Annotated in this window: 16 protein-coding genes; 11 read left to right on the forward strand and 5 right to left on the reverse strand. The window is 65.1% G+C overall.

Annotated elements, in window-relative coordinates:
- Positions 1-162: 162 nt before the first annotated feature.
- From ABIB95_RS36605 to ABIB95_RS36625, 5 genes are all read left to right on the forward strand, one after another.
- Positions 163-636 (forward strand): chemotaxis protein CheW, encoded by a 474-nt coding sequence (locus tag ABIB95_RS36605; protein WP_166082010.1) that lies wholly within the window; start codon positions 163-165, stop codon positions 634-636.
- 71 nt (positions 637-707) lie between these two features.
- A complete protein-coding gene (locus tag ABIB95_RS36610) occupies positions 708-1,073 on the forward strand; it encodes a response regulator (protein ID WP_007600538.1) in 366 nt (121 codons plus the stop codon).
- Between the two features lie 74 nt (positions 1,074-1,147).
- Positions 1,148-2,341, forward strand: coding sequence for a protein-glutamate methylesterase/protein-glutamine glutaminase (locus ABIB95_RS36615; protein WP_354246956.1), 1,194 nt, complete (start codon positions 1,148-1,150; stop codon positions 2,339-2,341).
- Positions 2,338-3,210 carry a CheR family methyltransferase gene (locus tag ABIB95_RS36620; RefSeq protein ID WP_354246959.1) on the forward strand — a complete coding sequence of 291 codons (873 nt, stop codon included), beginning with the start codon at positions 2,338-2,340 and terminating at the stop codon, positions 3,208-3,210. Before ABIB95_RS36615 ends, ABIB95_RS36620 begins: the two co-directional genes overlap by 4 nt.
- 294 nt (positions 3,211-3,504) lie before the next feature.
- A complete protein-coding gene (locus tag ABIB95_RS36625) occupies positions 3,505-3,948 on the forward strand; it encodes a hypothetical protein (protein WP_354246962.1) in 444 nt (147 codons plus the stop codon).
- Positions 3,949-4,004: 56 nt separating this feature from the next.
- Here the strand turns inward: ABIB95_RS36625 and ABIB95_RS36630 are convergent, their stop codons facing one another.
- The 4 genes from ABIB95_RS36630 to ctrA all read right to left on the reverse strand — a co-directional run bounded on the left by ABIB95_RS36630 (position 4,005) and on the right by ctrA (position 6,836).
- Positions 4,005-5,165, reverse strand: coding sequence for a glutathionylspermidine synthase family protein (locus ABIB95_RS36630; RefSeq protein ID WP_354246965.1), 1,161 nt, complete (start codon positions 5,163-5,165; stop codon positions 4,005-4,007).
- Between the two features lie 3 nt (positions 5,166-5,168).
- Positions 5,169-5,558, reverse strand: coding sequence for a hypothetical protein (locus ABIB95_RS36635; protein ID WP_354246968.1), 390 nt, complete (start codon positions 5,556-5,558; stop codon positions 5,169-5,171).
- Position 5,559: 1 nt separating this feature from the next.
- Positions 5,560-5,964, reverse strand: coding sequence for a DUF350 domain-containing protein (locus tag ABIB95_RS36640; RefSeq protein ID WP_014497691.1), 405 nt, complete (start codon positions 5,962-5,964; stop codon positions 5,560-5,562).
- A 170-nt stretch (positions 5,965-6,134) separates the two neighbouring features.
- Positions 6,135-6,836: a response regulator transcription factor CtrA gene (gene ctrA / locus ABIB95_RS36645; RefSeq protein WP_008138878.1), complete on the reverse strand. Its 702-nt coding sequence runs from the start codon at positions 6,834-6,836 to the stop codon at positions 6,135-6,137.
- Positions 6,837-7,267: 431 nt separating this feature from the next.
- Between ctrA and fliI the strand changes: the two genes are divergently transcribed.
- From fliI to ABIB95_RS36675, 6 genes are all read left to right on the forward strand, one after another.
- Complete coding sequence (gene fliI, locus ABIB95_RS36650; protein ID WP_038936482.1) at positions 7,268-8,593, forward strand: flagellar protein export ATPase FliI; 1,326 nt, start codon at positions 7,268-7,270, stop codon at positions 8,591-8,593.
- A 121-nt stretch (positions 8,594-8,714) separates the two neighbouring features.
- On the forward strand, positions 8,715-9,134 hold the full coding sequence (gene fliJ, locus ABIB95_RS36655; RefSeq protein WP_008138882.1) for a flagellar export protein FliJ: 420 nt from the start codon (positions 8,715-8,717) through the stop codon (positions 9,132-9,134).
- A gap of 180 nt (positions 9,135-9,314) precedes the next feature.
- Positions 9,315-9,860: a sigma-70 family RNA polymerase sigma factor gene (locus ABIB95_RS36660; protein ID WP_041955015.1), complete on the forward strand. Its 546-nt coding sequence runs from the start codon at positions 9,315-9,317 to the stop codon at positions 9,858-9,860.
- Positions 9,861-9,897: 37 nt separating this feature from the next.
- Positions 9,898-10,956: an anti-sigma factor gene (locus tag ABIB95_RS36665; RefSeq protein ID WP_354246972.1), complete on the forward strand. Its 1,059-nt coding sequence runs from the start codon at positions 9,898-9,900 to the stop codon at positions 10,954-10,956.
- A gap of 194 nt (positions 10,957-11,150) precedes the next feature.
- Positions 11,151-12,110, forward strand: coding sequence for a helix-turn-helix transcriptional regulator (locus ABIB95_RS36670; protein WP_354246974.1), 960 nt, complete (start codon positions 11,151-11,153; stop codon positions 12,108-12,110).
- 115 nt (positions 12,111-12,225) lie between these two features.
- Positions 12,226-13,446 carry an NAD(P)/FAD-dependent oxidoreductase gene (locus ABIB95_RS36675; protein ID WP_354246976.1) on the forward strand — a complete coding sequence of 407 codons (1,221 nt, stop codon included), beginning with the start codon at positions 12,226-12,228 and terminating at the stop codon, positions 13,444-13,446.
- A gap of 270 nt (positions 13,447-13,716) precedes the next feature.
- Here the strand turns inward: ABIB95_RS36675 and ABIB95_RS36680 are convergent, their stop codons facing one another.
- Positions 13,717-13,920: a hypothetical protein gene (locus ABIB95_RS36680; RefSeq protein ID WP_014497685.1), complete on the reverse strand. Its 204-nt coding sequence runs from the start codon at positions 13,918-13,920 to the stop codon at positions 13,717-13,719.
- Positions 13,921-14,062 lie beyond the last annotated feature (142 nt).

A 14,062-nucleotide genomic window follows, 5' to 3' on the forward strand; every position in this document is an offset into this window, starting at 1 on the left:
GCGATCGAGCGCGGCCGTCAGGCCGGCTTCCACGACTATGTCGCCAAGTTCGACCGTCCCGGTCTGATCGCGGCGCTGAAGGAACAGACCGCGGGTGCCGCCGGCGCCTCCGAGCTGAGCCGGGCAGCGGCGTAACGGCACTGGGGATCAGGAGATACCGCTATGAGCAACAAGAAGACGCAGATCGGCGAAGGCGCCATGGTCGAATACGTCACCGCGATGATCGGCGGCCAGCTGTTCGGCCTGCCGATCTCCCGGGTCCAGGACGTGTTCATGCCCGAGCGCGTCACCCGCGTTCCGCTGTCCTCGCGCGAGATCGCGGGGGTGCTGAACCTGCGCGGCCGCATCGTCACCGTGGTCGACATGCGTGCCCGGCTCGGCCTGCCCAAGCCCGAGGACGGCAAGGCCCCGATGGCGGTCGGCGTCGACCTGCGCGGTGAATCCTACGGCCTCCTGATCGACCAGATCGGCGAAGTGCTGCGGCTTGCCGAGGCCGGCATGGAAGAGAACCCCGTCAACCTCGATCCCCGCATGGCCAAGCTCGCCGGCGGCGTCCACCGCCTCGACGGCCAGCTCATGGTCGTCCTCGACGTCGATCGCGTCCTCGAGCTAGCGCCCGAGATGATGGCGGCCTGATACGGCGGCATCGCCGCCGACGGACTCGCAATGGAAGTACCCCCACAAGGGGGTAGGAAGCAGAGGTTCACATGCGCACTTGTCTCGTCGTTGATGATTCCAGCGTCATCCGCAAGGTTGCGCGCCGGATCCTGGAGGGCCTCGACTTCCAGATTCTCGAAGCCGAGGACGGTGAGAAGGCACTGGAGGCCTGCAAGCGCGGCTTGCCCGATGCCGTGCTGCTCGACTGGAACATGCCGGTCATGGACGGCTACGAATTCCTTGGCCATCTCCGGCGGATGCCCGGCGGCGACCAGCCCAAGGTGGTGTTCTGCACCACCGAGAACGACGTCGCGCACATCGCCCGTGCGCTGCACGCCGGCGCCAACGAATACATCATGAAGCCCTTCGACAAGGACATCGTGACGGCGAAATTTCAGGAAGTCGGACTTATCTGAGCGAACATCCGGAGGCTGAACGGATCCTTCGGCGATTGTTTCAACTGAACCGTTTCAGTCTGAGTTGGTGAGTAATGAGTGTTGCGTTCGCAGGTAATTCGACCACGGGTCCGTCGCGCGACGCCGGGCCGCTGCGGGTGATGGTCGTCGACGACTCCGTCGTCATACGCGGTCTGATCTCGCGCTGGATCGGTGCCGAGCATGACATGGAGGTCGCGGCCTCGCTGCGCACCGGGCTCGAGGCGGTCAACCAGCTCGAACGCATCAATCCCGACGTTGCCGTGCTCGACATCGAAATGCCCGAGCTCGACGGCATCTCGGCGCTGCCGCAACTGCTGGCGAAGAAGCGCGATCTCGTCATCATCATGGCCTCGACGCTGACCCGTCGTAACGCGGAGATCAGCTTCAAGGCGCTGTCGCTCGGTGCGGCCGACTACATTCCGAAGCCGGAGTCGACGCGCGAAGCGTCGGCTGCGGAGATCTTTCATCACGACCTGATCCAGAAGATCCGTCACCTCGGCGCGCGGCTACGCCGCAGGCCCGCAGTCGCGAGTCCGCCGCTGGCGCCCGCGACCCCGGCACCGGCTGCACGTGCGCCGGCTGTCGTGCGGCCCGCCGCGCCCGCACCGGCTCTGCATGCGCCGTCGTCTGGGGTGCTGTCCACGCGCCCGTTCTCGGCCCACGCACCGAAGGTGCTGCTGATCGGCTCCTCGACCGGCGGTCCGCAGGCGCTGATGGCGCTCGTCACCGAGCTCGGCCCGGTGATCGACCGCTTCCCGGTGCTGATCACCCAGCACATGCCGCCGACCTTCACCACCATTCTCGCCGAGCACCTGGCGCGCGCGAGCCGCAAGCCGGCAGCCGAGGCGGTCGACGGCGAGCCGGTGAAGCCGGGACGGATCTACCTCGCGCCCGGCGGCAAGCACATGCGTGTCGTGCGCAGTGGCGCGGACGCGGCGATCGCGCTCGACGACGGTCCTGCCGTCAATTTCTGCAAGCCCGCGGTCGATCCGTTGTTCACCTCCGCCATCGACATCTGGCACGGCAACATCCTCTCGGTGATCCTGACGGGCATGGGCTCGGACGGCATGCGCGGCGGCAAGGACATCGTCGCCGCTGGCGGCAACGTGATCGCGCAGGACGAAGCCTCCAGCGTGGTCTGGGGCATGCCGGGCGCGGCGGCCAATGCCGGCATCTGCGCGGCGATCCTGCCGCTCAACCAGATCGGCGCCAAGGTCAACCGCCTGTTCGCGGGAGACCGCTCGTGACGCCGGTTGACTACGAATATCTGCGCAAGTTCCTGAAAGAGCGCTCCGGCCTCGATCTCTCCGCCGACAAGCAGTATCTCGTCGAGAGCCGGCTGCTGCCGCTTGCCCGCAAGGCGAGCTTGCCCGGCATTCCCGATCTCGTGCTGAAGATAAGGAACGGCGACGGCCGGCTTGCGACCGACGTGGTCGAAGCGATGACCACCAACGAGACCTTCTTCTACCGCGACAAGATCCCGTTCGATCATCTGCGCGAAACCATCCTGCCGGGCCTGCTCCAGGCGGGCGCGGCGCGCAGGTCGCTCCGCATCTGGTCGGCGGCCTCGTCGACCGGGCAGGAGCCCTATTCAATCGCGATGTGCCTGAAGGAGATGGGCGCGGCCTTCGCCGGCTGGCGCATCGAGATCGTTGCCACCGATCTGTCGCAGGAGGTGCTGGAGAAATCCAGGGCCGGCATCTACAGCCAGTTCGAGGTGCAGCGCGGCCTGCCGATCCAGCACCTGATGAAATACTTCACGCAAGTCGGCGAGCTCTGGCAGCTCAATGCCGACATTCGCGCGATGGTGCAGTTCCGTCAGCTCAATCTGTTGCAGGACTTCTCCCATCTCGGCACGTTCGACGTGATCTTCTGCCGCAACGTTCTGATCTATTTCGACCAGGACACCAAGGCCGTGATCTTCGAGCGCATGGCGAAGGGACTGGAGGCCGACGGCACGCTGCTGCTTGGCGCCGCCGAATCCGTCGTCGGCATCACCGACGCGTTCCGCCCGATCACCGAGCGCCGCGGTCTCTATCAGCTCAATCCCGCGCGCTCCGGCCGTCCGATGGGCGGATTGATGCCGCAGCCGCTGAAAATCGCAGCGGCGAGGTGATTCGCCGAACGACAGGCAATCTCACTGAACGCCGTCGTCGCGAATGATCGGCAACAACTGGCGGATATCGTTCCGTCAGAGTGCGTGACGCTTCACACGCGTTTGAGCATTGCGGATTACTCGACTACCGCGCAATAGAGCTCGTGCCGCGATGCAATGCAATCGCGGCCCTGATCAGCATCTGACGGTTGTGCTATGCTGGCGATGGTCCCGCCGAACCGAGGCGGGATTTCATTCCATCATGAATTGTACTGAGGAGGACATACCATGCGAATGTCTTGTGCCTCGTATTTCTTGTTCGCGGCGCTTTCGTTGCCCGCCACTGCTCTCGCTGGCGAGCAGGTCCTCGAATTCAAGCTTGTCACCAAGCCGATGGACTTAAAGGTCACCGAGGTCGCGAACGTCGAAGGTCAGACGGTCATGTCTGGCAAAATGTTTGGCGTTGCCTTCTTCAAGGACGGCCGCGTTGCGGTGAAGGACTTCGTCCACTCCGCCGACCTGATCAAGGGCTCAGGACCCATCTACGGCTACAGCACCTACACCTTCGACGACGGATCCTCGATCACGGCGCGCTACGCCGGCGCGATCAAGGATGGTCGGACGAAAGGCGAATACACGATCCTGTCGGGCACCGGGGCGTATGCAAACGCGACGGGCACGGGCGGCTTCGAAAGTGCGCAAGCCGGCTTCAAGGGCGCGGGCCTCTACGACGGGAGATTCATCGTCAAGACACCCTGAGTAAGCACGCAAGTCTCTGCGCTCGCGTCCCGTTCCGATGAGGTCGCGAGCGCATTTCACAAAATCGCATGCGGCAGAAACCGCGAGCGGTTGCCCGTGATCGGGCTCTCGTCCTCGCGGATCGACAGGCCGCACGGCTCGTGGTTCACCAGCCAGCTTCCCACCACAACGTAGAAGCCTGAGAAATTCGGCAGCGGTGACAATGCCTGCCGCACGAAACCTTCAGCGCCGTAGGGGCCTGCCTGCTCGTCGAGTTGCGTGCCTCCGGACACCAGCGTGACATTGGCGCCTTCGCGCGACAGCAGCGGCTTGCGGACGTAGGAACTGCCGAGCTCGGCTGCCCGCGCATCGTCCTCGAAGAAGGCCGGCAGCAGATTGGGATGGTTCGGAAACATCTCCCAGAGCAGCGGCAAAATGCCCTTGTTGGAGAGTACCGCCTTCCACGGCGGCTCGATCCAGCGTGTCGGCGCACTCATCAGCTTGGCGCCGAAGGCGTCGTGGAACATCCATTCCCAGGGATAGAGCTTGAAGGCGAACGCGATGTCGCCGTCGTCGAGATCGACGAAGCCGCCAGGCTCGTCGCGCCAGCCGATCTCCTCGATGTCGAGCATCCTGGTCGAGAGCCCCGCCTGGCGCGCGGTGTCCTCGAGATAAGCGAGCGTGCCGGCGTCTTCCTCGTTGCCGGTGGTGCCGGTGAGATGGACATGGCGGCCCGCGGCGATCTCCTTCCACGCCGCGATCAGCCGCTCGTGGATGGAGTTGAACTGGTCGGCGCGCGCCGGAATGATGCGGCGTTCGATCGCCTGTTCGAGCCAGGTCCATTGAAACACCGCGGCCTCGAAGATCGAGGTCGGCGTATCCGCGTTGTATTCGAGCAGCTTTGCAGGCGACTGTCCGTCGAACTTCAGATCGAGCCGGCCATAGAGGCTGCGATCGTCGCGCTTCCAGCTCTCGGCGATCAAGCTCCAGAACGCCTCCGGAATCTTCAGGCGTCGCAGATAGCGCTCGTCACCGATCACGCGGCCGGCAAGCTCCAGGCACATCGCGTCGATCTCGGCTGTCGGCGCCTCGATGCCGCGCTCGATCTCGTCGAGCGTGAAGGCGTAATAGGCACTCTCGTCCCAATAGCGTTCGCCGTCGATGGTGTGGAAGGCGAAGCCGCATTGTTCGGCGGTCTGCCGCCAGTCGTCGCGCTCGGGGCAGACGATGCGTCGCATGGATCACCCGCCGCCCGAGAAGCCATGGCCGAACGAGCCGAAGCCGCCACGGCTCACGCTGCTGGAGCCTGAGTCCGAAGAGGTGCCCGATGAGGAATGGCTCGAGGAATCGCTGCTGAAGAAGCTCGATCGCGACGACCAGCGCGAGCCGCCGCTGCCACCTGACGAACTACTGCTGCTACTGCTGCACGTCGTGGTCGTCTGGCCCGGCACGGCTCCGGGCGAGGGCTCGCAGTGCTGCCGCGGCATCAGCGTGTAGGCGGTGGTGCCGACCGCGATCGTGCCCATCACCAGCAGCGCGACATGGCCGGAGCGCTTCACCGGCGGCCCCGATGGCGGCGCCGCGGGCGCCGGCCGGCGCTTGCCGAACTCCTTTTTGGAGGGTTTGGCCATGTCAGTAGATCATGCAGGCGGCGTTCAACAGGCCCGCCGCGAGGGAGGACAGCCCGAGCCAGATCGCCGGCGCAAGCTCGCCTGCGGCAATCCGCGCCGACAGGTTCGGCACCGGGACCTTCACCAGAAAGAGCACGATGATTTGCACGATCAGCGCGATGACCGCCCAGATCAGGCAGTCCAGCACATTGGCCGAATGCGCGATCGCGCTGACCAATGGCGCCACGAAGCCGAGCAGGCTGAGGCCGAGCGCGATCGCGGCGGCCGGCTCGTTGTCGCGGATGAGCTGGAACTCATTGTGCGGAGTGATGCGGGTGTAGACGAACAGATACGCCACGATCGCGATCAGGCCGGTGCAGAAATAGACCAGGAAGGCGGGCAGGCCGGCCAGTGATTGCAGGATCATCGTTCCCCCATCGTGCAGCGACCATTCGTCGGCGGGGGGAGGATAGCGGTTCAATGGCGCAAGGACGATGAGGCCGCGTTGGCGTCCCCAAAAAACAAAACCCCGCCATTTGCGGCGGGGTCCAGGCTGGGAGGAGCGAGCCCCGGGGGCTCGCGACGTAAACTTAGGGATCAGGCGGGAATGCGCTCTTCGTGCTCGTGCGGCTCGCGCAGCACGTAGCCGCGGCCCCACACGGTCTCGATGAAGTTGCGGCCCTCGGAAGCGTTGGCGAGCTTCTTGCGGAGCTTGCAGATGAAGACGTCGATGATCTTCAGCTCGGGCTCGTCCATGCCGCCATAGAGATGGTTGAGGAACATTTCCTTGGTGAGGGTCGTGCCCTTGCGGAGCGAGAGGAGCTCCAGCATCTGGTATTCCTTGCCGGTCAGATGCACGCGCTGGCCACCGACTTCCACCGTCTTGGTGTCGAGGTTGACGACGAGGTCGCCGGTCTGGATGACCGACTGGGCGTGACCCTTGGAGCGGCGCACGATCGCGTGGATGCGGGCCACCAGCTCGTCCTTGTGGAAGGGCTTGGTCATGTAGTCGTCGGCGCCGACGCCGAGACCCTTGACCTTGTCCTCGATGCCGGCGAGGCCGGAGAGGATCAGAATTGGTGTCTTGATCTTGGAGACCCGAAGCTGCTTGAGCACGTCGTAGCCGGACATGTCGGGCAGGTTGAGGTCGAGAAGAATAATGTCGTAATCGTATAACTTACCGAGATCGACGCCTTCTTCCCCCAAATCGGTCGTGTAGACGTTGAAGCTCTCAGACTTCAGCATCAGCTCGATCGACTGCGCGACGGCGCTGTCATCTTCAATCAGCAAAACGCGCATGCCAGTTCCCCATAGTCGCCGCTCCTGGGCGTCAGGTCGGCCGCATTCGCGGCACTCAACAAAACGCCTTTGAACAACTGATTCGGATCCTGACAACAGATGGTTAACAAACTCTGATTCTGGAACGCAAGTCCCCCCGGTGCAATTTTTGTCGAATCGCCCTAAGGTCTTGCGCTCGAAGCAGCTTTCGTCACCCCGTACAGTTCAAGTTCCACTTTAAGAGACGGGCCTAACCGACTCCCGCGACTCAGCCTTCTTCTGAAGGGGAGTCACGCTCAGTCACAAAGACAGTGACGCAATGATTAACGATGCGGGTAAACACGAAGTTAAGCGCCGTTCAGAAATATGGCGAAACTTAAGTCTTTCGCCATGAAGCCCGGGATCGGAGGCGATCACCTTATGAAGGTCCTCTTATTAAAGGCGCGCCCCTGATGAAGGCTCTTGCCGAACAGATCGGCGACATCGACGGCGTCAACATCTATGGCCGCGTGGTCGGCGTTCGCGGCCTGATGGTCGAAGTGGCCGGACCCATTCACGCGATGTCGGTCGGTGCGCGGCTCGTAATCGAGACCGGCGCGAACCGTTCCATTCCCTGCGAGGTGATCGGCTTCTCCGGCAACAACGCTGTCGTGATGCCGTTCGCCGGCCTGGACGGCGTGCGCCGCGGCTGCAAGGCCGTCATCGCCAATGCCGCCAATCAAGTGCGTCCGTCATCGGCTTGGCTCGGCCGCGTCGTCAACGCGCTGGGCGAACCGATCGACGGCAAGGGGCCATTGCCGCAGGGCCCGGCGCCGATGCCATACCGAAATTCGCCGCCGCCGGCGCATTCGCGCAAACGCGTCGGCGCCCCGCTCGATCTCGGCGTGCGCGCGATGAACACGTTCCTTACCTGCTGCCGCGGCCAGCGCATGGGCATTTTCGCAGGATCCGGCGTCGGCAAATCGGTGCTGCTGTCGATGCTGGCGCGCAACGTCGATGCCGCGGTCAGCGTCATCGGGCTGATCGGCGAACGCGGCCGCGAGGTCCAGGAATTTTTGCAGGACGACCTCGGCGAGGAGGGCCTGGCGCGCTCTGTCGTGGTGGTCGCGACCTCGGACGAGCCGGCGCTGATGCGGCGCCAGGCCGCCTATCTGACGCTCGCGGTCGCCGAATATTTCCGCGACGAGGACAAGGACGTGCTCTGCCTGATGGACTCGGTGACGCGTTTTGCCATGGCCCAGCGCGAGATCGGCCTGTCCGCCGGCGAGCCGCCGACCGCCAAGGGCTATACGCCGACTGTGTTCACCGAGCTGCCGAAGCTTCTGGAGCGCGCGGGGCCGGGCCTGGGCGAGGGCGCGATCACCGCGATCTTCACGGTGCTGGTCGACGGCGACGACCATAACGAGCCGATTGCGGATGCCGTCCGCGGCATCCTCGACGGCCATATCGTGATGCAGCGCTCGATCGCCGAGCGCGGCCGTTACCCCGCCATCAACATCCTCAAATCCGTCTCCCGCACCATGCCGAAATCGGCCGATCCGCAGTTCTGGCCGACCATCCAGCGGGCCCGCCAGGTGATGGCGACCTATGCCGACATGGAGGAACTGATCCGGCTCGGGGCCTACCGGGCCGGCTCCAGCCCCGAGGTGGACGAGGCGATCCGGCTGCACGAGCCGCTGGAGGCGTTCCTGCGCCAGCGCAAGGACGAAAATGCATCACTGGCGGACGGCTACCGCCAGTTGGCGCAAATCCTCGGTGATTTGGAAACGGAACGCTAACTTTGTCAGGTCATCATCCGCTCTCACAGAGTAGCAGAGCCGGTCTTGGCCCCAATCGGGCCTGTGGGGAGACCGGTGACGTCCCACGTGCAGCCAGGGGACTTCTGGGGAGTATGAGTCGATGAAGTCACGTGATACCCTCATCCGCCTGAAGAAATTTCAGGTCGACGAGAAGCGCCGCCGGGTCACCCAGATCGAGACCATGATCGCCGACTTCCAGCGGATGTCGACCGATCTTGAACGCGAGATCACGACCGAGCAGGAGCGTGCCGGGATCAACGATCCCTCGCACTTCGCTTATCCGACCTATGCCAAGGCCGCGATTCAGCGCCGCGAGAACCTGACCCGCTCGGCCGACGAACTGAAGGGCCAGCTCGACGAAGCCAAGGCCGCGCTGGCCGAAGCCTTCGAGGAACTGAAGAAGGTCGAGCTCCTCGACGAGCGTGACCAGGCCCGCGAGCGCGCCGAAGAAAACGCCCGCGAGCAGGCCGACCTCGACAGCATCGGCCTGATGCGCGCCCGCATCGGCGCCGTCGCCTGACGACGCAGCCAGCGATCCAACAGCCGAGAATTCGTCGAACCCGGACCCGCAAGGTCCGGGTTTCGCGTTTGCTATCCACAGTGTGGCGCGCCGCCCCTTGGTGATGGGCTTTGCCGCGCGCTATGGTAGCGGAGTGCCAGGGCCTGCGCCGAACGCGACAGGCCGTGCGTGGGGGGCTGAATGCTGACGCCAGCAGAGCTGGTCGGGCTGATTGGGGAGGTCGCCAGGGGCGATCAGGCCGCGTTCGAGCGCCTCTACGTCGCCACGCGCGCGAAACTCTATGGCGTCGTGCTCCGTATCTTGCGTCGACAGGATCTCGCAGAGGAGGTCATTCAGGAGACCTACGTCAAGATCTGGAACGGCGCCGGCCAGTTCAATCCGGCCTTGTCGTCGCCGATCACATGGATGGCATCGATCGCGCGCAACCGCGCCATCGACATCGTGCGCAAGAAGACGGAAGTCTCCATCGAGGAAGAGCCGCAGGCGATGGAAGTCGCTGCCGACAGCCCCGATCCGCTGGCGCGGAGGGAGATGACCGAGGAGTTGAAGCGGCTCCTGGAATGCATCGGCCGGCTCGAGCCGGATCGTCAGAGGCTCGTGCTTCTCGCCTATTACAACGGCTGGAGCCGCGAGCAATTGGCGGAAAAATTCGCCGCGCCCGTCAACACGGTGAAGACGTGGCTCCGGCGCAGCATGTTGGATATCCGCGAGTGCCTCGGACTATGAGGGCTCGCATTGTGAGGGTGGTTCTGGACTGCAAGTGATGGCCTACACGGAGGACCATATCGCGCTCGCCGCGGAATATGCGCTCGGTACGCTCGACGCCGATGAGCGCGCGCAGGTCGAGACCATGATGGCCGTGGACAAGGCGTTCGCCGATGTCGTGCAGGCCTGGGCTTACCGGCTCGGCGTCCTCAACCAGATGGTCGGCTCGGTCGAGCCGCGTCCGATCGTGTGGGAGAACATCCGGTCCGAGCTTGCGCGGACGGACTTTGCGCAGGAGACGCCTGCGCCGGAAGCTTCGTCGCCGCCACCACCTGTGCCGGAGCCCTCCTCGATCGAAGCTGCACCGCCCGAGCTGGCACCGGACGTCGCGCCGCAACCGGAGCTGCAGCCTTCCGAAGCAGAGCAGCCCGGGACGGCGCGGCCGGCACCCGATGCGCTTCCCGACATCGCGCCGATATTCATGCCGCAGGTCCATGCGCCCGATCCTGACGTCGCGCGCGCGCCGCCGGCGCCGGTCGCCGACAACAGCAATGTCATCCGGCTCGAGGGCCGCGTGAAACGCTGGCGCACCATCGCCTCCGCGGTGGGCGCGCTTGCGGCGGCACTGCTGGTGACGCTGTCGCTTCAGATCTTCCAGCCCGATGCGCTGCCGGGCGGCTTGCGTCCGGCGCCGCGCATCCAGACGGTGGAAGTGAAGACGCCGGCGCCGCTCACGGCTGCTGCGCAATATGTCGCGCTGCTGCAGGGCCAGGGCGGCGGTCCCGCCTTCATCCTCACCGTCGACGGCGCGACGCGGAATTTCACCGTGCGCAAGGTCGGCGCGACTCCGGAGGCCGGCAAGAGCTTCGAGCTCTGGCTGATCTCCGACAAGCTGCCGCGTCCGCGCTCGCTCGGCGTGATTGGCGCGGGCGATTTCACCGCGCGCCCGGTGCTCGGCTCCTTCGATCCCGAGGTCGTCAACGGTGCGACCTACGCCGTCACCGTCGAGCAGGCCGGCGGCTCGCCCAACGGCCAGCCGACCTCGGCTCCGGTGTTTTCCGGCAAGCTGATCGAGACCGTGCCGCCGTCTCAGCCGCAGGCGCCCGCGAAGAAGTAGGTGTCGTGGCGCCGTAGCCCGGATGGAGCGCACACGGCGCTCGACCGTCGCCAAGGTCCGTCCAGCCGTCGCAACCCGACAAGTCCCGCCGAATCCACTTCCGCTTTGAACCTCCCCGCAATCCGCGGCGTCAAATGCCCGGAATTTGCAGTCGGCGCCGCACATCATGGTGCCGGAGAGGGGCTAGAAGTCAGATGGATGCAGCTAAGACGCCGGGCATCTTCGTCCACCAATATGCGGGCCTTCCGCATGGTCCGGCCTTCGAACATTGGCGCGAGCGGGCCTTCGGTCCCTGCGGCCTCGACGTCGGGCCGAGCCATGGCGACAACATCGATTGCCGGCTCCAGGTCAGCGTAGTCGACAATATCGCGTTGGCCATTCCCGAAGGTGCCTCCGCGCAATATTCGCGCACGCAGAGCCATCTGGCCGACGGCAGCGACGATCTGGTCCTGATCGCCGCGCATGCGGGTCTCGTCCGCGTCGGGCAGAACGGCCACACCGTCGAACTTGCGCCCGCGCAGATGGTGCTCGTCGACATGGGCGTCACCGGCACCGTCGGCCACACCCAGGAAGATCGATTCACCAGCATCCGCATGCCGCGCCGCGCGCTGCTCGACATCAATCCGCGTGCCGAGGACAAGCTGTCGCAAGTGCTCTCGGACGGCGCGGTGGCCGAGACGATCTTCCGCTACCACGCACTCGCCGCCAATCACGCGCCGCATCTCGACGCCGTCGGCCAGCGCCTGACCGCGCAGCACGTGATCGATCTCGTCGGCCTGTTGCTCGGCACCGATGCGGAGCATGCAAGCCTTGCGCGCGGTCGCGGACATGCGGCGGCCCGTCTCGATCTCATGCGTGCCGACGTGATGGCCGCGCTCGGCCGCAACGATCTCTGTCTGTCCGAGATCGCGACGCGCTCAGGGCTCAGCCCGCGCCAGGCGCAACGCTTGTTCGAGCAGGCCGGCACGACCTTCACCGAATTCGTGCTGGAGCAGCGCCTGTTGCTGGCACGCAAGCTGCTCGGCGATCCCCGCGCGAGGGCGCGCAAGATCAGCGACATCGCGCATTCCTCGGGCTTCTCCGACCTGTCCTATTTCAACCGCGCCTTCCGCAAGCGTTTTGGCGCGACGCCATCGGAGCTGCGCGAGGCCTGAGCCGCGATTTTATGCGGCGGAGCGGCGACGCCGCGGTTGGTCGATCCGGGCAAATGAGCTATATCTGCCTGCGCGGGCAGGCCGCCGGAATTCTTGAACAAGGCAGTAAACGGACATGGCGCGTATCGTCGTGCTCGGCGCGGGGTTTGCGGGTCTATGGGCGGCCATCGGCGCCGCGCGCAAGCGCGACGAGATCGGCGCGGCCGGCCGTGACGTCGAGATCCGTGTCGTTGATCGCAATCCCTATCACAACATCCGGGTGCGCAATTACGAGGCCGACCTCAGCGAGGTCGCGCTGCCGTTGCCGCAACTGCTCGATCCGATCGGCGTCACTCATGGCATTGGCGAGGTCGAAGCCATCGACCCGTCACGGCGCGAGATTTCGCTCGTCACGAGCAGCGGCGAGGAGACGCTGAGCTACGACCGCCTGGTGCTGGCGCTCGGCAGCGAAGTGATGCGTCCCGCCATCCCCGGCCTTGCCGAGCATGCTTTCGATGTCGATACCTATGCCGCCGCGCTCATCCTCGAAAATCATCTCGTCTCGCTCGGACACAGCGCGCCCTCGCCAGGGCGCTCGACGGTCGTGGTGGTCGGCGCCGGATTCACCGGCATCGAGGTGGCGGCCGAGATGCCGGACAGGCTGGCGCGCGCCGGCATCACCGGCAGCCGCCGCATCGTGCTGGTCGATCCCAACCCTGCGGTCGGCGCCACCATCGGCGCGCATGCGCGTCCTGTCATCGAGACGGCATTGGCCTCGCTCGACGTCGAGACGCGGCTTGGCGTGCGCGTCGTGTCCGTCGAGGCTGCCGGCATGCGCCTGAGCTCAGGCGAGTTCATCCCGGCGCAGACCGTGATCTGGTGCGCCGGGATGCGCGCGAGCCGGCTGGCCGAGAGCTTCGCGGGCGCGCGCGATCGCCTCGGCCGCCTGCTGGTCGATCCTTTTTTGCGGGTTGCCGATGTGCCGGGCGTGTTCGCCGCCGGCGATGTCGCCTCGAGCGTGGTCGACGGACTGCATCCGACGGTGATGTCCTGCCAGTTCGCCCGTCCCATGGGCCGCTTCGCCGGTCACAACGTCGTGGCTGATCTCGCGGGCCTGCCGATGCTGCCGCTGCGCATCGACTGGTACGTGACCGTGCTCGACCTCGGCGGCTGGGGCGCGCTCTATACGGAAGGGTGGGATCGCGAGGTTCGCGCCACTGGCGCGGCCGCAAAGGCGACCAAGCAGACCATCAACTGCAAGCGCATCTACCCGCCGCTCACCGGTAGCAAGGCCGAGCTCTTTGCTGCCGCAGCGCCGACGGTGCAGGCGCCGCCGCCGACTTATGGGGCGCAGTAGAATTTGATCGGGGCTGGTTGGAGGATCGCGGCTGTGCCAATTGCTCCGTCATTGCGAGCGCAGCGAAGCAATCCAGAATCTTTCCGCGGCGACAGTCTGGATTGCTTCGCTACGCTCGCAATGACGAGGTACCCCAGACATGAGAAAGCGCCCGTGGGGGGCGGGCGCTTTCCGTAGTCGACTTGGGGTTGGGGTCGTCTACATATCCACGTGGCGACTTTGGGGGGCTGGTAAAGAGCCGCGTGAATTCACAAAACTCGTCAAATCTCCTTATCGAACGAGGGATGCGTTCGAGCTGGTGATAACAACCGGCTTGCCGGCCTTGATGACGCGGGCGGTCTGGGTCAGACCTTCGTCCGAACCCGTGCGCGCCGCCGTGATGCCGAAGCCTGCCACCGCGATGCCGGCGACGAGGGCTACGACCACGATTTTCAAGTGGGTCGAGCGATCGGCGCTGTAAATCGAGTGGTTCATGGAAGGCTCCTGCCGCCATCTACCCGAAGTAGTCGCTACCCTGTTGGGGGAGGTTCATGCTTCCGGTCACCAACAACCTAGTATTGGGGGGATTCGTTCCCAAGGGGCGATCACAAGAGCGTGACAGGACGTGAAAGATCGC

This window comes from Bradyrhizobium sp. LA2.1, from assembly GCF_040547725.1.
In the GTDB taxonomy this organism is placed as follows: domain Bacteria; phylum Pseudomonadota; class Alphaproteobacteria; order Rhizobiales; family Xanthobacteraceae; genus Bradyrhizobium; species Bradyrhizobium barranii.